General features: G+C 58.2%; 13 protein-coding genes and 1 pseudogene. 13 read left to right on the top strand and 1 reads right to left on the bottom strand.

Going from position 1 to position 18,771, the window contains the following annotated elements; genetic code table 11:
• Positions 1–15 precede the first annotated feature (15 nt).
• The 5 genes from DY251_RS14975 to DY251_RS14955 all read left to right on the top strand — a co-directional run bounded on the left by DY251_RS14975 (position 16) and on the right by DY251_RS14955 (position 7,189).
• Positions 16–1,212 carry an efflux RND transporter periplasmic adaptor subunit gene (locus tag DY251_RS14975; RefSeq protein ID WP_425373305.1) on the top strand — a complete coding sequence of 399 codons (1,197 nt, stop codon included), beginning with the start codon at positions 16–18 and terminating at the stop codon, positions 1,210–1,212.
• Entirely contained in the window at positions 1,209–4,340 is a 3,132-nt protein-coding gene (locus tag DY251_RS14970; protein WP_116624717.1) for an efflux RND transporter permease subunit, read from the top strand. Before DY251_RS14975 ends, DY251_RS14970 begins: the two co-directional genes overlap by 4 nt.
• A 265-nt stretch (positions 4,341–4,605) precedes the next feature.
• Positions 4,606–5,028, top strand: a complete 423-nt coding sequence (rnk, locus tag DY251_RS14965) for a nucleoside diphosphate kinase regulator (RefSeq protein ID WP_116624716.1) — start codon at positions 4,606–4,608, stop codon at positions 5,026–5,028.
• 130 nt (positions 5,029–5,158) lie between these two features.
• Entirely contained in the window at positions 5,159–5,686 is a 528-nt protein-coding gene (locus DY251_RS14960) for a GreA/GreB family elongation factor (protein WP_137113848.1), read from the top strand.
• Between the two features lie 51 nt (positions 5,687–5,737).
• Positions 5,738–7,189: an amidase gene (locus DY251_RS14955; RefSeq protein ID WP_116624714.1), complete on the top strand. Its 1,452-nt coding sequence runs from the start codon at positions 5,738–5,740 to the stop codon at positions 7,187–7,189.
• Here DY251_RS14955 and DY251_RS14950 read toward each other — a convergent pair.
• Entirely contained in the window at positions 7,173–8,834 is a 1,662-nt protein-coding gene (locus DY251_RS14950) for an amidohydrolase (RefSeq protein WP_116624757.1), read from the bottom strand. The genes DY251_RS14955 and DY251_RS14950 overlap by 17 nt on opposite strands.
• A 105-nt stretch (positions 8,835–8,939) precedes the next feature.
• On the opposite strand from DY251_RS14950, the gene DY251_RS14945 reads away from it, so the two are divergent.
• The 8 genes and pseudogenes from DY251_RS14945 to DY251_RS14910 all read left to right on the top strand — a co-directional run bounded on the left by DY251_RS14945 (position 8,940) and on the right by DY251_RS14910 (position 18,732).
• Positions 8,940–10,046, top strand: coding sequence for an ABC transporter ATP-binding protein (locus DY251_RS14945; RefSeq protein ID WP_116624756.1), 1,107 nt, complete (start codon positions 8,940–8,942; stop codon positions 10,044–10,046).
• A 4-nt stretch (positions 10,047–10,050) separates the two neighbouring features.
• Positions 10,051–10,974 carry an ABC transporter permease gene (locus tag DY251_RS14940; RefSeq protein ID WP_116624713.1) on the top strand — a complete coding sequence of 308 codons (924 nt, stop codon included), beginning with the start codon at positions 10,051–10,053 and terminating at the stop codon, positions 10,972–10,974.
• On the top strand, positions 10,967–11,770 hold the full coding sequence (locus DY251_RS14935; RefSeq protein ID WP_116624712.1) for an ABC transporter permease: 804 nt from the start codon (positions 10,967–10,969) through the stop codon (positions 11,768–11,770). Before DY251_RS14940 ends, DY251_RS14935 begins: the two co-directional genes overlap by 8 nt.
• Before the next feature lie 28 nt (positions 11,771–11,798).
• The gene (locus DY251_RS14930) at positions 11,799–12,833 is read left to right on the top strand and encodes an extracellular solute-binding protein (RefSeq protein ID WP_116624711.1); all 1,035 of its coding nucleotides are present in this window, start codon (positions 11,799–11,801) and stop codon (positions 12,831–12,833) included.
• Between the two features lie 35 nt (positions 12,834–12,868).
• Entirely contained in the window at positions 12,869–14,287 is a 1,419-nt protein-coding gene (locus DY251_RS14925; RefSeq protein ID WP_116624710.1) for an amidase, read from the top strand.
• Positions 14,288–14,440: 153 nt separating this feature from the next.
• Positions 14,441–14,635 (top strand): annotated as a pseudogene (locus DY251_RS14920) (porin); the annotation flags it as partial.
• Between the two features lie 153 nt (positions 14,636–14,788).
• Positions 14,789–16,675: a putative bifunctional diguanylate cyclase/phosphodiesterase gene (locus tag DY251_RS14915; RefSeq protein ID WP_245415976.1), complete on the top strand. Its 1,887-nt coding sequence runs from the start codon at positions 14,789–14,791 to the stop codon at positions 16,673–16,675.
• Between the two features lie 125 nt (positions 16,676–16,800).
• On the top strand, positions 16,801–18,732 hold the full coding sequence (locus DY251_RS14910; RefSeq protein ID WP_116624709.1) for a bifunctional 5-dehydro-2-deoxygluconokinase/5-dehydro-2-deoxyphosphogluconate aldolase: 1,932 nt from the start codon (positions 16,801–16,803) through the stop codon (positions 18,730–18,732).
• Positions 18,733–18,771: the final 39 nt, after the last annotated feature.

Raw genomic sequence — 18,771 nt, 5'->3', positions numbered from 1 at the left:
TTCCGCGAGGACATCGTGAAGCGCTTCCTTATTGCAGCTCTGCTGCTTTTGTTCGTTGCCGTCATTGTGACCGGCATAGTTGGTTACAATTTCATGCGCGACAAAGGCATTGCGGACTTTTTCGCAAACATGCCGCGCCCGGAAATCACCGTGTCTACGCAGGAGGTCAAGGAGACGAGCTGGACGCCCGAACTTGAAGCTCTGGGAACGGTCAACGCCAATCAGGGCGTAAACCTGACCGTCGAGACCACCGGCGTCGTCAAAGACATTCTCTTCACGGCAAACGAAAAGGTCCAGGCAGGACAAGTGCTTCTCCAGCTTGACGATGCAGTCGAGCGCGCGGATCTCGAAGCGGGCAAGGCTACGCTGGCCAACAACCGTCTGGTGCTCCAGCGCGCGCTGGAACTCCAGCAACGCGGCGTCGGCTCGCAATCGACGCTGGATGACGCACGCGCCGCCTCGTCCACTTCGGAAGCGCAGGTCAACCGCCTTCAGGCCATTCTTGATCAGAAACAGTTGACGGCGCCGTTTGCCGGAACCGTCGGTATTCCCCGCATTGATGACGGCCAATATCTGCAGCCTGGCACGACTGTCGTAACCCTTCAGGATCTCGACAGGATGCGTGTGGATTTCACCCTGCCCGAGCAGCAGCTTGCCGACCTCAAGATCGGACAGCCGATTCGCCTTGGACCAAGAAACGGCGATTTATCCTTCACCGGCAAAGTCGCCGGTATTGATCCGCGCGTAGACCCCGCCAGCCGTCTGGTATCGGTGCGCGGTGAAGTCTCGAACGCTCAGGGCAAGCTTACGCCCGGCCAGTTCGTGCAGGTGCGCGTGCAGCTGAATGAACAGCCGAATGTCATTGCCGTTGACCAGACGGCGGTCGTGACCAGCCTTTATGGTGATTACGCCTATGTCGTGCGTCCCGCCGATCAGGCGAAGCAATCAGAACCAGCTCCTGCGGGGCAAACCGGCGCTGCGTCCGCTTCCGAAACACCAAAGACCGACGAGACAAAAGCTGAGGCGCCTAAGCTCGTCGCAAATCAGGTGTTCGTTAAGACGGGCCGTCGCTCGGAAGGGACAATTGAAATCGTTTCCGGTCTGAAAGCTGGCGATATGGTCGTTACCGCAGGCCAGAACCGCCTATCGAACGGTGCTCCTGTGAAGGTCGACAACACCGTCACGCTCGATGCGAAGGGCTTGGCCAAATGAATTTCTCTGCATTCTTCATTCGCCGGCCGGTCTTCACCACCGTTCTGGCTCTCATGATCATGCTGCTCGGCCTGCAAGGCGTTGTGCAGTTGCCGATTCGTCAGTATCCGAAGGTCGACGAAACGGTCGTTACAGTCACGACGGCCTATCCTGGTGCGAGTGCTGATCTCATTCAGGGCTTTATTACCGCGCCTATCGCGCGCGCCGTCTCATCGACCGAAAATGTCGACTACGTCACGTCATCATCCCGCTCGTCGGCCAGCGTTGTCACAGTGCAGATGAAGCTCGGCTCCAACCCTGACGTTGCGGTAAACGAAGTTCTATCCAAGGTTCAGGGTGTGCGCGGCCAGCTGCCGGACGACGCGCTGGACCCCGTCATCGTAAAGGGCACGGGAGATCAGTTCGCGCTGATGTACATCACGCTGCAGAACGCGAACATGACGTCGGAACAGATCACCGAATACATTTCCCGAGTTATTCGTCCGCGACTCTCCACCGTGGAAGGCGTTGCCGATGCCCAGATTCTCGGCGCTGCCAATTATTCGATGCGCGTGCGCATGGACCCGATTGCGCTTGCCGCTCGCGGCATCACCGCGACTGAAGTCCTGACCGCCATAACCAATGCCAATTTCCTATCCGCACCTGGTAACACTCAGAATGAATATGTGGTCCACACCATAACTGTGAAATCCACGCTGCAGACGCCGGAAGGCTTCGCTCAATTGCCACTGCGCACCACAGAGGGCAACGTCGTGCGGCTGGGTGATGTCGCGAAGGTCGAACTCGCTGCGGAAAACACCGATGCACGCGTTAGCTTCAACGGTAAGCCCGGAATCTTTCTGGGTATCTTCCCCACACCCGCCGCAAACCCGCTAAATGTTGCGGAAGATGTGACCAAGGAAGTCAATGCTATCCAGCAGACCTTGCCGCAAGGCATGTCGATGGAAATCGTGTACGACTCCACCGAGCAGATCAGTGCATCGATTGAGGAAGTGTTCAAAACGATCGGCGAGGCGGTTGCCATCGTCATAGTGGTTATCCTGCTTTTCCTGGGCTCGTTCCGTTCAGTGTTGATGCCGATCCTGACAATCCCGCTATCGCTGGTGGGCGTCTGTTTCGTGCTCTATTTCATGGGCTATTCAATCAATCTTCTGTCTCTTCTGGCGATGGTTCTCGCCATCGGCCTCGTCGTGGACGACGCTATCGTCGTCGTGGAAAACATCCACCGACACATGGAGCAGGACCACATGACGCCCATGCAGGCTGCGTTCAGCGGCATGCGGGAGATTGCCGGCCCGGTCGTCGCGATGACCATCACGCTCGCCGCGGTGTTTGCGCCGCTGGCTTTCATCGGCGGTCTGACTGGCGCTCTGTTCCGCGAATTCGCGTTCACGCTGGCAGGCGCAGTCGTCATTTCCGGCATCATCGCGCTCACCGTCACGCCAATGATGGCGGCGCGTATTCTGAAAGAGGGTCAACCGGGTCGTTTCCAGCGTTTCGTGGACAACACATTCGAGCGCGTCGAGCGCTTCTATGAACGCATGGTCATTGGCTCGCTCAAAATGCGCCCTGTCATGCTCATCGTTGTGCTGGCGTTGGTCGGCCTGACCGGTTTCATGTTCACGAAAACATCGACCGAGTTGGCGCCGGAAGAGGATCAGGGCTTCCTGATGGCCATCGTAAACGCGCCCAACTATGCAACGTCCGACTACACCGAAACCTATGTGAAGCAGATCACGCAACTCGTTCAGGATATCCCTGAAACACGTGCGATATTCTCCGTGGTTGCGTTCGCAAGCGGCGCGACCAATCAGGGCTTTGTCGGCTTTGCGTTCAAAGATTGGGCTGACCGCACCCGTTCTTCAAAACAGTTGCAGGAAGACATTCAGGGCCGGTTGTCCAAGGTCGCAGGCGTTGAAGCCTTCGTCTTTGCCCCGCCAACCCTGCCCGGTTCCGGCGGCGGCCTGCCCATCACCATGGTCGTCCGCACGACTGGCGATGCTGCCCGCGTCTTTGAAGTTGCAGATGAGATCAAACAGAAAGCGCAAGGCACCGGCAAGTTCATCGTCGTTCAAAACTCCATGTCTTACGACACGCCGCAGGTTACAGTAACGATCGACCGCGACCGCGCAGCTGCACTGAACATTCCGATTGCCGACATCGGGCGCACCATGAGCCTGCTCGTCGGCGACGGTGAAATCTCCAAGTTCGACCGCGATTCCGACAGCTATGACGTCATCATGCAGATGCCGCAGGAGTATCGGAACAATCCGAGCAAGCTCGGTGACCTGTTCGTGCGCAGTGAAACGGGGGAGATGGTGCCGCTGTCGGCTGTGGTCGAAATCACGACCAACGCGTCACCCGCCGCCATCGAGCAGTTCAACCAGTTGAACTCGGCCACGATCTCGGCTCTGCCGCTGCCCGGCGTCACCACAGGCGACGGTCTGGCAGCGCTTGAGCAAATTGCGCAGGAAACGATGCCGGAAGGCTTCTTCCTCGATTATTCCGGCCAATCTCGCCTTGAGAAGGAGCAGGGAAACACGATCCTCATCGCCTTCATCATGGCGATCATCGTGATCTACCTGGTTCTGGCCGCGCAGTTTGAAAGCTTCCGCGATCCGCTCATCATCATGATGGCGGTGCCGCTTTCGATCTTCGGCGCGATCCTGCCGCTCAACATTCTCAACGGGAACTTCTTCGGGATCGCCATTCCGGGGTCGACATTGAACATCTACACGCAGGTCGGCCTTATCACTCTCATCGGCCTCATTACCAAGCACGGTATCTTGCTGGTGGAGTTCGCCAATCAGCAACAGGAAGAGCACGGCATGTCGATCCGTGAGGCTATTATCGCCTCTGCACGCGTTCGCTTGCGGCCGATCCTCATGACCACCGCCGCAATGGCACTGGGCGTCGTCCCGCTTATCACGGCGGCTGGTGCTGGTGCAGCGTCACGTTTCTCGATGGGTCTGGTGATCTTCACCGGCATCCTCATCGGTACGATGTTCACGCTGTTCGTCGTGCCGATGTTCTACACGTTTCTTGCCCACAGGCATGAACACAAGCCTGTCGAACACGGCCACGCACCGGAGCCGGAACCAGAGGCCGTACCGACCTATATGGGGTGAGGCGTTAACGCCTCCCCCGCCTGCCTTGACTTTCTGGCCAATTATTCCCAAGTTCGCGACATGAGCCGCGCTGAATACATATCTCGGATATTGAATAGGGTCTGCCCAATCGCGGGCAGCTAACCCCCGGCCTGGCTCGTCGCGCCTTGGCCGAGGGGCGCAGGCGCAAGCCGGAAATCTCCCGGCAAGCATCAAGCCATCAGCGGCAACACACCCACAAAGTATCATTCCACACACGCTATGCGTGTGCCCGAAAGGCAAGGCTATGACCATTGTACAACTCGAACGGCGCAAGCCGCCGATAACAATTTCTCGCTCCGAAAGAGATGCGCTTGAGAGACTGGCCGACGTATGGTCTGGCAAGCAGCCTAAAGTTGCCGATGAACTGTTGGCCGAGCTTGATCGCGCCAAGGTCGTTCCTGATGCGCGCATGCGCACCGACATTGTGCGAATGGGCTCAACGCTCTCCTATTCCACCGACACCGGCGAGGCGCGAACGGTCACGCTCGTCTATCCTGCCGAGGCAGATATCGCAGCGGGCCGCATCTCGGTCCTGACCCCTATTGGCGCAGCGCTTATCGGCCTTTCGCCGGGGCAGTCGATCGAGTGGCAGTCTCGCGACGGTCGCGCCCACCGGCTCACCGTAAATCATGTCGTGCAAGACAGCGGTCATCTGGCTGCATCATGACCGGTAAATCCAAACTATCGCATATAGGGGGCTGCCTGATCGCAAGAACCTAGCCCCTGCGCGTTTCGCGCAGGGGTTATCTCCACCTGTCCAATAGGAAACGGCTCTCGAAGCCTCGGAGAACACTGCGATGTCTCACGAATCTTGCATCCTCACCACGAAAGATTTCACCATAATCGAAGTCATGCGCGAGCGCTGTCTCGGACTTGACGATCCTATTCGACCCCTGCTGGATCGAAAAATTGCGTCCGCGAAAATCGTCTTTCGCGAAGACGCTCCACCAACGCTGGCCACGATCAGCAGCCGCGTCACCTACGCTATAAATGGCGGCGATACGGACACGCGGATTCTCACGCACGGCCATATGAATGCGCCTACCGGCCTCTATCTCCCAATCTCGACCCTCCGCGGAATCGCGCTGCTTGGCCTTACCGAAGGCCAATCGTTCGCATTCACCAATAGAGAGGGCGAGCATGAAGATGTTCTGCTGACAAGCGTACAATACCAGCCTGAAGCCGCACGCCGCGACAAGGAGGCGGCAGAACGCTTCGCAACGCCCGAGCAACGGCGCTTGTCCTTTCGAGTAGTCGGAAGCCCGAAGCAACCTGCCCCAACGAGTGCCGGAAATTTCGATGATCCAGGTCCATCAGCCGCGTGACTTCCACATTGCCGGTTCGTATGTTCCGCATCCACGGAGCAAGGAAACGGCATGAGCATCAGCGCACTTTACGACATCGAAGACGCAACGGGATTGGCAGCGCATGTCGCGCGCGGCGATGTCTCCCCGGATGAATTGCTGGACGAAGCACTCGCGCGCATTGCAGCGCTGAACCCGCAGATCAACGCCGTAACCATGATGCGCGAGGATACGGCGCGTGGGTTCATCGCAAATGGACTGCCGGATGGCCCGCTCAAAGGCGTTCCGTTTTTGCTCAAGGATCTTGGCGCGGAAGCGAAGGACTTCCCGTCCAACAGCGGCTCTCGCCTTTTTGCGAACACCCGCTACGCGAAAGATTCGGCCATTTACGAGCGCTTGAAGGCAACCGGTCTAGTCACTTTCGGGCGCACGACCTCACCGGAATTCGGCGTCGGCCCCGTAACCGAAGCCTCTGTCTATGGCGGACCAACACGCAATCCGTGGAACCTCGACCACACGCCCGGCGGGTCCTCCGGCGGCGCAGCCGCATCGGTCGCCGCGGGCATTGTTCCTGCCGCTCACGGTTCGGATGGCGGCGGCTCCGTCCGCATTCCCGCATCTTCCTGCGGCCTGTTCGGCTTCAAAGCCACCCGCGCCCGCCTGCCCGATGGTCCGTATGTCGGCGAGGGTTGGGCAGGCATGGCCATTGACGGCTTCCTCACCCGCAGCGTACGCGACACCGCCGTCCTGCTCGACGCCACACAGGGCCCAGACCTCGGCGCCCCCTATGTTGCGCCACCGCTGGAAGGTACGTTCCTTGAAGCACTCAGCCGCCGCGACCGTGGGCTGAAAATCGCCTTCGCCACCACATCGCTCACGGGCGAGGCCATCCATCCCGAATGTCGCGCAGCGGTCGAAAAAACAGCGCGCCTGCTCGAATCGATGGGACATAATCTGGAGGAAGCCCGTCCGCAGGCCGACACTCCTGGCATGATGGCCGCATGGACAAAAATCGTCGCCTGCGGCACCGCGCTTTCGGTGGACTCTGCGGTCCGCAAGCGCGGCGAAGCACTGCTTTCCGGCGAAATCGAGGGCATAGCACGCGGCGCGGTCGCTTATGCGCGCACGGTTAATGGCAGCGAATATCTGGAAGCCATTAACAAGGTCCACGCCTATGGGCGCGAGATGGCCGCGTTCTTCCAGAACTACGATCTGCTGCTGACCGCCACGCTTGCGGAGCCACCCGCCGCTATCGGGCGTTTCAATCACCAGCCGGAAGATTATGTCGAATACCGCATGGGACCAGGCCGCGTATTCGCCTATTCACCCTTCACTGCCGCGTTCAACGCCTCGGGTCAGCCCGCAGCGTCCGTGCCGCTGCATTGGACAGATAACGGCCTGCCGGTCGGCATCCATCTTGCCACGGCTTATGGTCGCGACACATTCTTGATGGGCATTTGCGCCGCGCTCGAGGAGGCTGCGCCGTGGTTTGACCGCAGGCCGCCGCTCAGCGCTCGTAGGTAATGCGCCCTGCGCAAATCGTCGCCTGCACCTTCAACGCATCGACATCCTGCGGCCTGGTCCTTTCAATATCGCCGGACAGGATGACCAGATCGGCCAGCGCGCCTTGCTTCAGTACGCCTTTGCGATCTTCCATGAACTCCGTGTAAGCGCCGTCCGCCGTGAACCCTGCAATGGAATCTGCAAGCGATTGACTTTCGTCAGGCGCGCCATCGAACACCGGCTCGCGAACCATCGCGGTCTTGATGCCAAGCAGAGGATCGAGCGGCGCAACAGGCCAGTCGCTTGCGAACACCAGACGCGCGCCCGTCTCGCGAATGGACTGCCAGGCGTAGCCCGTCATCATGCGCTGATGGCCAACCATCGAAAGGATCGGCTCCGGCGGATAATAGCCGCCGGGCGCATGTGTCGGCTGCATTGAGGCAATCACGCCGAGCTTTGCAAATCGCGGCAAGTCAGCAGGCAACAGCATTTCGATATGTTCGATGCGATGGCGGCTGTCGCGCTTGCCATTTGCACGCTGCGCCGCCTCATAGCCGTTCAGCGTGATGTTGACGGCCTCGTCGCCAATCGCATGCACTGCGATTTGCAGGCCAAGCCGATCCGCCTCGATACAAATCGCATCGAACGCGGCCTGATCGAAATAGGATGAGCCGCGAACGCCCGGCATCCCGACATAATCCTCAAACATATGAGCGGTGGTGGATTCGATAACGCCATCCATGAAAATCTTCACAAAGTCCGCGCGCAGCACATCGCTGTTCCAGCGCGACCGCATCTCCACGGCCTTCTCAAGGTCTGAAAGCGGGCGGTCCGGCATCATGCGGAATGGCATACGCGTGCGAACCGTCAGCCCTCCCGCGCGGTCGATCTCCTCCAGCAATTCCAACTGATAAAAATTGCCATCCATGTTGTGAAAGCTGGTGATCCCCAACGACGCGCAATAGGCCAGCCCGTCGCTGATGATGCCGCGATCAATTGCGCGCTGTGCAGCTGTCGGGGGCACGCCCGGCTCGCTTCCCTGCAAGCCCAGCATTTCGCGCCCACCTGTCGGCGTCAGGTCGGTAATCGGCGCAAATCCTTCAAACTCGCGCAACTCACCGGTCGCCAGTCCATCCGGCCCCATCACTACCTCATTGCCGGGCGGCATTTCGCGCCCGTGCAATATGCCCGCAGCCTTGAGCGCCGCCGTATTCGCCCACATCGTGTGATGGTCGCTGGCAAACACCGCCAGCGGTCGATCCGGCAGCACGCGGTCGAGTATCTGCCTTGTGATCGGCTCATTATCGCCGAACATGAAATAGCCGGCCTGCTCGGCGATCAGAATTTTTGTATCTGGCTCCTGCGCCGCGCGTTTCCTTACTGCCGCAGCGATCTCGTCAAAACCGTTCAGCCCCACCAGCGACAGGCTTTTGATCTGCGCGCCACCGGGAAAAATATGGATATGGCTGTCGATAAAGCCGGGCAGCACCGTCGCGCCACCAGCATCGATTCGCTTGGTGGCCGTCGAAGCCATACCCGCTACGGCCTCGGTATCACCAATGGCCAATATCTTTCCGCCCTGGATCGCAACCGCCGTCGCTCGCGGCCTTCCCGGATCAAGGGTCAACACTCGCGCATTCTCAACAATAATGTCCGCTTGCTGCATGATGCTCTCCGTGTCGCACATTTATACGTAGGAGCCTTGCCCGAAGCCAAGACGTCAAATACGCTGGCACAAACAGTGGTTGAAATACGGGCGCGGGTGCAATTCATGCCAAAGCCTGAAGAGGCAGAGCAGAAGCGTGTAGCTGTAGAGGCGAGAAGCATCGTAAAAGCATTCGGACAAGGGTCGAATGCGATACGCGCGCTGGATAATGTTTCAGTCGCGATCCGCGAGAACGAGTTCTTCACCCTGCTAGGGCCGTCCGGCTGCGGAAAAACAACCCTGCTCCGCCTGATTGCCGGTTTCGAATATCCAACCGAAGGCGCGATCCTGCTTTACGGTGATGACATCGCCGGCCTTCCGCCTTTCAAGCGTCCCGTCAACACGGTCTTCCAGAGCTACGCGCTCTTCCCTCATCTAACCGTCAGCGAAAACGTCGCCTTCGGCCTCGAAATGCTTGGCCGCTCGAAGGACGAGATCAAGAGTCGCGTCGCAGCCATGCTTAAGCTCGTGCACATGGAAGAACTCGGCAATCGCCGTACCGACCAGATTTCCGGCGGTCAGGCACAGCGCGTTGCCTTGGCGCGCGCTTTGGCTCCGGGTCCGAAAGTGCTCCTGCTCGACGAACCGCTTTCCGCGCTGGACTACAAGCTGCGCAAGGAAATGCAGATCGAGCTCAAGCGAATGCAGAGCGAAACCGGCATCACCTTCATTTTCGTTACACACGATCAGGAAGAAGCGCTCACCATGTCAGATCGCATCGCGGTCATGTCGAAAGGGCGCATCCTGCAAGTCGGCTCCCCTTGGGATATTTACGATAAGCCCGCAGACCGGTTCGTGGCTGACTTTATCGGTGAAACCAATTTCCTCACCGCCGCCGTGGTCGACATTGCCAATAGCAGAGCAACCGTGCGGCTGAGTTCAGGCAAGGAAATCCCAGCGACGGTCGCGGAAGGAATGCAACCGAAACATGAGGCCACCATTGTAGTGCGGCCGGAACATGCGCGCGCGGTCAAAAAAGGCGGGCAGCTATCCGGCACGGTCGAGAATGTCGTTTATTTCGGCACCGACACGCACATTCACATTCGTCTCGAAGATGGCAGTCCGTTCACTGTGCGGCAGCAAAATGCGCGCAGCGAATTCTGTGGCTTCGAGATAGGCGATCCAGCCGGAATTGAAATCGCCGCCGATGCGGCCCAGGTGCTGCGGGACTAAACCAATGAGCAGCGCAGCGGAAATCGCCCGGCAAACGCAGCAAAGGGAAATCCGCAACCGCTGGCTTTTGTCTGCCCCTGCCCTGCTCATTATCTTCTTTGCAGCCATCGGCCCGCTTTTCGTGGTGTTGGCCTATTCCTTCATGGTCAAGGGCGATTATGGTGACGTTAAATTCGGCCAATATTCGCTGGACGGCTGGTTTTCCGTTTTCTTCCAGCGAGACATTTTCGACGACACACTCACCTTGGCCGACGCGCATCTCTCGATTTTTTGGCGCTCGCTGAAGCTGTCTTTCTTCACGACTCTGCTGACACTCCTGCTCGGCTTCCCAACAGCCTATTTCATCGCCACGCGCCCGAGGAACACACGCGAAATCTGGGTGTTCCTCGTCACCATCCCATTCTGGACAAATCTGCTCATCCGCACCTTCGCCATGCAGCAGGTCATCCGCAATGAAGGCGTCGTAAACAGTGTGTTGATGTGGACCGGAATTATCGACCAGCCTTTACAGATCATGTTCACCGACACGGCAATTCTGCTCGGCATGGTCTATGTCTATCTGCCGCTCATGATCCTGCCGCTTTATGCCAGCATGGAAAAGCTGGATTTCCGGCTGATCGAGGCGGGGTACGACCTCTATGCGGGCAGATTACAAGTTCTGTGGCGGGTCATTATCCCGCTGGTCAAGCCCGGCGTAATCGCAGGCTCGATCCTCGTTTTCATCCCGTCGCTCGGCGCATATGTCATTCCGCGCGTGCTTGGCGGTGGCAAGAACCTCATGCTCGGCAACCTCATCGAGCTGCAATTCGGCGCAGGCAGAAATTGGCCGCTCGGCGCCGCCCTGTCGATCACCTTGATGGTCATCGTCATGGTGGCGCTGCTATTCTATGTGCGAAACGCCGCTCGCTCGGGAGCACAGCATGGTTAGGCGGCGTTTCGAGATCCGCACTCAGCCGGGCTTTGCGTTTCTGGCGCTCGTCACCTTCTTCATGCTGTATCTGCCAATCGCGGTTCTGGTTGTCTACGCCTTCAACGCCAGCGATTCGATAACAATCTGGGGTGGGCTTTCGCTGCACTGGTTCCGCGTCGCATGGAACAATTCTGCCGTTCAGGATGCCGCATGGCGCTCGCTCATCATTGCGGTTTTCGCGGCTACATTTGCTACAATAACCGCCACGATGGCTGCGCTGGCAACCACCCGCACGCCGCCCTATCCCGGCCTCACCTTCAAATACGCGTTTATCAACCAGCCCTTGATGGTGCCGGAAATCGTTACGGCGGTCGCACTTCTGATTGTATTTTCGCGCGTGAAAGTGTGGACCGGATATTCCGGCCTCGGCTACCTCATCGCCGCCCACACGGCTTTCTGCATTCCCTTCGCCTATCTGCCGATCCGCGCAAGACTTGAAAGCATGGACCTGACACTGGAGCGCGCCGCCGCCGACCTCTACGCGACTCCGTGGATGGCCTTCAAACGGATCACGCTGCCGCTGCTGCGCCCCGGCATCATTGCGGGCTTCATGCTGGCCTTCGTCATCTCGCTGGACGATGTGGTCATCACCGAATTCGTCAAGTCGGGCGGACAGGACACGCTGCCGACCTACATGCTCGGCCAGATTCGCCGCACCGTCACGCCGGAGGTCAACGCCATCGCTACGGCGTTCCTGGCTCTATCGGTCATCCTCGTTACGGCGTTCTTTTTCATCAATCGCCAAAAGAACTGAAACAAAAACACGGGAACGGAGACGACAAATGAAATGGAAAACCACGACCGCGTCGGCGGCAATCGCGCTGCTGGCCTTTACGGGCGTTGCGGCAGCAGAGGGTGAACTGAACATCTACAACTGGGGCGACTACACCAGCCCGGATATGATCAAGAAGTTTGAGGAGCAGTACAAGGTCAAGGTTACGATCACCGACTACGACTCGAACGACACCGCACTCGCCAAGGTTCGTGCAGGCGGCCACGGCTTCGACATCGTCGTGCCATCGGCCAACTACGTTCCGATCTGGATCAAGGAAGGTCTGCTCCTTGAAGCACGACCGGACCAGATGGAAAATTTCAAGAATGTCGACGAACGCTGGGTCAACGTGCCTTGGGATGAAGGTCGCCACTACACCGTGCCGTGGCAGTGGGGTCTTTCCGGCATCGGCGTAAACACCAAGGTCTATGGCGGCGACATCAACACCTCAGCCATCTTCCTCGATCCACCTGCCGAACTCGTCGGAAAGATCAATGTCGAGCCGGAAATGACAGACGTCATGTTCGCCACGATCAAATATTTCGGCGGCAACTGGTGCACGGACGACAAGGAGCTTCTCAAGAAGGTCCGCGACAAGCTGCTCGAAGCCAAGCCAAAGTGGTTGGCAATGGACTATAGCGTGACCGAAAAGCTGCCCGCGGGCGACTACTCCGCAGTCTATTACTGGAACGGTGCGATCATGCGTTCGCGCCTCGCCAACCCGGACATCAAGTTCGGTTATCCGAAGGAAGGCTACCCGCTGTTCATGGACAGTGTCGCTATCCTGAAAGACGCCAAGAATGTCGACAATGCCAAGCTGTTCATGAACTTCATCATGGAGCCGGAAAACGCTGCGATGATCTCGGCCTTCGCCAAATATGCAAATGGCATCAAAGGCTCGGACAAGTTCATGCCGGAAGAAATGAAGACGGCGCCTGAATTGGTTATCCCTGCCGAATATGAAAAGGCCGGCGAATTCTTGAAGGCGTGCCCGCCAGAAGTGTCCGATCTCTATACGCGCATCTGGACCGACGTAAACAAATAACCTGAGATTGGGGCGGCCACGCCGCCCCTTTCATCATGGCAGACCCTACAAATCTTTCAGCCGAACGGCTTTTGCAGGCAATCGCCGCGCGCAATTTGTCATGCGTCGAGCTTATGACTGCGTGCCTCGATCGCATTGAGCAATTGAACCCTGCAATCAATGCAATCATTTCTCTTCGCCCACGCGACGAACTTCTGCGCGACGCCGCGCAAGCCGACACGGTCGAACAACGCGGCGCGCTGCACGGCATTCCTTTTGCGATCAAGGATCTCGTTGAAACGGCGGGCATACGCACCACGCACGGCTCACCCATCTATGCCGATCATATCCCTCAATCAGATGACCTTCTCGCAGCACGCATAAGGTCGGCCGGCGCAATCATCATCGGCAAAACCAACACGCCGGAATTTGGCTTGGGCTCCCACAGTTTCAATCCTGTCCACGGCGTTACGCGCAATCCCTACGATCACTCCAAAACCGCAGGCGGTTCCAGTGGTGGCGCTGCCGCTGCTCTCGCTTTTCGGCTGGTGCCCTTGGCGGACGGCTCCGACACAATGGGCTCGCTTCGCAACCCGGCTGGCTTCTGCAACATCTATGGCTTTCGTCCGAGCTTCGGCATCATTCCACGCGATCCCGTTGGCGACCTGTTCCTCAACCAGATTTCGATGGACGGCCCTATGGCCCGCAACGTCCGCGACATCGCGCTGTTGCTCGACGTTTTGGCCGGACCCGTTCCTTGGGATCCTCACGCACTACCGGCGCAGCCTTCATTCCTGACTGGACTCGACCACCCCACGCGCGCAAAGCGTATTGGCTGGATAGGAAACTGGAACGGCCATCTGCCTACTGAACCAGGCGTTCTCGAACTCTGCGAAACCGCACTCAAAACATTCGATGACCTTGGCATCCGGGTTGAACCTGTTGTCCCGCCTTTCGATCCCGAACGGCTTTGGAAGGCATGGCTGGTGCTTCGCAGCTTTGCGAATTGCGGCTCCAAGCGCGACCTGTACGAAGACCCGGCAAAGCGCGCGCTTCTGAAACCTGAAATGATCTACGAGATCGAAGCGGGTATGGCCGTCACCGCATCGCAGATTCACGCCGCCAGCGTTGTACGCTCGCAATGGTTCGCCACGGCTGCCGAGTTGTTCCAAAGCTATGACGCTGTTGTGCTGCCAAGCGCGCAGCTATTTCCATTCGATGCAGAGATTCGCTGGCCGCAAAGCATCGCCGGTCGCGCCATGTCTACCTACCATCAATGGATGGAAGTCGTGATTCCTGCCTCTATAGCGGGCCTGCCAGCGATCAGCATTCCTGCGGGCTTTTCTGCGAATCTCTTGCCGATGGGCATGCAACTCATCGGCGCGCGCAATACCGACATAGAACTTCTGCGCCTCGCAGACGCCTATCACCGCGCCACGGATTTCCCCGGTCGCTACCCGCCTCACGCCGCGTAAACGTCCCTTAGCCGCGACACCTGTTGTCAATCCGCCACGCCAGGATCGATTTCGCCATCGACCACTCTGCGCTGAGCTAAATCCTTATTGTCGAGGTAAACTTTAAAGCGCATAGCTGACTCACAGTTAATTGAACCCGTGTGAGGTTTGGAAATGACGTTCAAAGGCATTCTTTTGGGATCGGCGGCAGCGCTCGTTGCTATGTCAGGTGCTCGCGCGGCGGATGCGGTCGCGGTTGTGGCTGAGCCGGAACCGATGGAATATGTTCGCGTCTGCGATACCTACGGCGAGGGCTACTTCTACATTCCCGGAACTGAAACCTGCCTGCGTGTCGCGGCGTGTTACCGATCTCGTAGCAAAGATAGGTCAAGCGAAATGGGTGAACACCCCGAACCGAATTTCTGGATGTGACCAGCGTCCGCTTGTGAGTTCGCCCTGTTATAGCCTGCTGGCTTGCATCGCGACAAAACCCAAAACCGCGTCTTGATCGGGTCCGCCGCTTTGCAGAATGACGTCCTCGAAACACGCATTGTCCGCGATCAGCTGGAGGACGTAAGGTCCGGCCTCTGGGTTTCCATGCCCATCAGCGCTGCACTCTCCTTGCTCATCCTTGCGATCGAATATTCTGCGGGCGAAGGTATTCGCGTATTAATCTGGTTTGTTGCCGTAAATCTAATCAACGGCGCGCGCATAGCAATCGCCCTAAGACCGATCGCCACCGTCCCCGAGAACCAGCTTTTTCATCTTAAAGCATTCGCGTTCATGTCGGGCATTTGTTGGTCCTATCTGGCGGTCCTCACAGAAGGCTACACACAGCCCACATCAACCTTCAATTTGATAATACTGGCAGGTATCTGTGCAGGCGCGGTCACTTACAGCGGCTCATGTGCCCTGCTTTCCATCAATTTTATCGGCCCGCCCCTCATCACCGCAGCGCTCACTCTTGTCTGGCGTGCCACGTTTGAAAGCTCGGCGCTCGCTTTCGCCGTCGCCCTTTTCCTGGTCGGGCTGGTTCGCAGTTCCTTCATGGCCGAGGCCCGCTTTCTGGAGCTGATCCGGCTGAGAAGAAAGGCCGAGCTATTTGCTGAGGAGATGGAGCGCAGTTCGAGAGAAGATCACCTTACAGGTCTTCTGAACCGGCGCGGTTTCGAGCACGCGTTAGCTGCGGCCAAGCCGTCAAATCAAACCTTCGCGGCAATGGCGATTGATCTGGATGGCTTCAAGTCAGTCAACGATACCTATGGCCACCGCATCGGCGATGATCTTCTTATCGAATTAGCCCAACGCGCCGCCGCTTGGGCACCTGGCGACGCCATTCTCGCGCGCATAGGCGGTGACGAATTTGCAATCGTCCATCAGCTTGAACCCGGAAAAAGTCTTGAGCACGCGAAAGTTCAGAAGCTCATCGATTCGATAACGGCTCCCTATTCATCGGCGCCCTCAGCCCGCATCGGGGCATGCGTCGGTATATATGAATCGAAGAAACTGGACGCAGCAGACATGCTGCTGCACTCCGATGTCGCCCTCTACGCCGCCAAAGCGAAGGGGCGTAACGAGTTTTACTTCTTCGATACGGAACTCCGTCACCAACTGGAACGCCGCCAGCATATCGAACGGGATTTGCGCGCCGCTATCGCTTCGTCGGATTTAACGAGTTGGTTTCAGCCCATCGTGGATCTCGATACCGGGCGCGTAGCTGGAATAGAAGCACTGGTACGCTGGACCCATCCCGTGCATGGCACGATTTCCCCGCCTGAAATCATCACAGCCGCACGCGAGATCGGCGCGCTGCCGGTGCTGACCGACATGGTTTTCACCAATTGCTGCGCCTTAATGGGGCGGCTCAATAAGTCAGGCCGTCCCGAAATCAAAGTTGCGATGAACCTCTCTCCGCTCGAGCTTGATATCACCGAGGTAGACAAGCTCATCATTGAAGGTCTCCGCGCGCGTGGGCTGTCCACGGCTCAGTTCGAGATAGAGATCACCGAGGAATCATCTCTCGACTATTCTCGCGCAGACAAGAAACTCCGAACCTTGGCCGAAGCGGGCGTTTCAATCGCGCTAGATGATTTCGGAACCGGCTTCTCCACCTTCGCTTCCATCAAGAATGGCTGGATTACCAAGATCAAGATCGACAAGGAATTTGTGAGCGGGTCAACCTCCTCCCTAGACGATGCGCTTCTCGTAAAATCAGTCATCGATCTAGGCAAAGCGCTCGAAATCGAAGTCTCTGCCGAGGGTGTGGAAACGAAAGAAAATGCCAAGCTGCTCCTCTCCCTTGGGTGCGTGTTGGCTCAAGGCTTTTTGTTCTCAAAGCCCGTTTCTTCGTCGGAAATCCTCGGCACCATCGAACGAATCGAGACGTCGAAAGCGCGTTTGGCATCATGATCTTTCGTTTAGGAATAAATATTCCATATTGACCTTCATATGGAATTGTTGTTTCATAAATCAAACAAAGAAAGCATGGCATCAGGCAGCCGGTGTTCCGGCCATAAGCGCATTGGGAGGACCATATGGCGGATACCCGCAGCGCCCCACCGGCGCTGGATGTCATTACAATCGGGCGAGCATCAGTCGATCTTTATGGCCAGCAGATCGGTTCGCGCCTTGAGGACATTGCATCCTTTGCAAAATCCGTTGGCGGCTGCCCTGCCAACATCGCCATCGGCACGGCTCGGCTTGGGCTGCGTTCAGCGCTGCTCACGCGCGTAGGCGACGAGCAGATGGGTCGTTTCATCCGTGAGCAGCTTGAACGCGAAGGCGTTTCGACCGAGGGGCTGAAAACCGACAAACAACGGCTGACCGCGTTGGTCCTTCTGGCCGTCGAAGCCGAAGGCGTGTCGCCCATGATCTTCTACCGTAGCGATTGCGCGGATATGGCGCTCGCTCCGGAAGACATTGACGAAAACTTCATCGCCTCCTCGCGCTCCATCGTTGTCACAGGCACGCATTTCTCCCGTGAGAATGCCGAAGCCGCGCAGCGCAAGGCAATCGCCATTGCCAAGCAGCATGGCCGCAAGGTTGCGTTTGACATCGACTACCGCCCGAACCTCTGGGGACTGGCTGGTCACGCCGAGGGCTTCGAGCGCTATGTGAAGTCGGACGCCGTATCCGCGAAGCTGAAATCCATCCTCCCCGATTGCGACCTCATCGTCGGCACCGAAGAGGAAATCATGATCGCCTCCGGCGCGGACGATGTTCTGTCGGCGCTCAAGGCGATTCGCGCGCTATCGCAGGCAACGATCGTGCTCAAGCGCGGCGCTATGGGCTGCATTGTTTATGACGGCGCCATCAGCGACGACCTCGAAGCAGGCATCATCGGCAAGGGCTTCCCGATCGAAGTGTTCAACGTGCTTGGCGCTGGCGACGCCTTCATGTCCGGCTTTCTGCGCGGCTGGCTTGGCGGCGAAGCCCTCGCTACCGCCGCCACCTGGGCGAATGCAGGCGGCGCGTTTGCCGTGTCACGCCTGCTTTGCTCGCCCGAATATCCCACCTGGGCAGAGCTTCAGACCTTCCTCAAAAACGGCAGCCCGCACCGCGCACTGCGCAAGGACGAGGTGATCAATCACGTTCATTGGGCGACCACGCGCCGTGGTGAGATCCCCTCGCTGATGGCCCTTGCCTGCGATCATCGCATCCAGCTTGAAGATGCCGCAAAGCGCGCCGGTGCAGACTTCTCCCGCATCGAGGCGTTCAAGGTTTTGGCGGTCAAGGCCGCCGCCAAGGTCGCAAATGGCAGGCCGGGTTACGGCATGCTGCTGGACGAGAAGCATGGCCGCCACGCCCTGTATGAATATGCCAAGCACGGATTCTCATGGCTCGGCCGTCCGGTCGAACTTCCCGGCTCGCGGCCTCTGCGTTTTGAATTCGGGCAGGACATCGGCTCGCAACTGGTCGAATGGCCCGTATCGCATTGCATCAAGTGCCTTTGCTTCTACCACCCCGACGATCCTGCTGCCTTGAAACAGGAGCAGCAGGAGAAATTGGTCGCGCTCTATGACGCCTCCCGCAAAGTCGGGCGCGAACTGTTGGTCGAAATCATCGCGGGCAAAAACGGACCGCTTGAAAAAGACACCGTTTCCCGCGCCATGCAGGAGCTTTACGAGCTCGGCATCAAGCCGGACTGGTGGAAACTGGAACCGCAGGCATCACCCGATGCGTGGAAGCGCATCGAGGCAACCATCACCGCCAACGATCCCTATTGCCGTGGTGTGGTGCTGCTAGGGCTGGAAGCACCTATCGACGAACTGCGCGAAGCGTTTGAGGCAACCACCGCCTCGCCGGTCGTGAAGGGTTTCGCGGTTGGCCGCAGCATCTTTGCCGACGCCGCAGAGGCGTGGCTGGCAGGCACAATCACGGATACTCAGGCTATCGATGATATGGCGGAGCGCTTTTCGACACTTTGCGACCTATGGCTCGCCACGCGCGAGATGATGGCGGCATGATGAGCTATTACCCCTCATGGATGAGGGGTATTATTATTC

It is taken from the genome of Mesorhizobium denitrificans (genome assembly GCF_003403035.1).
GTDB lineage: Bacteria > Pseudomonadota > Alphaproteobacteria > Rhizobiales > Rhizobiaceae > Mesorhizobium_G > Mesorhizobium_G denitrificans.
This window is presented reverse-complemented; position numbering and strand designations above follow the sequence as displayed.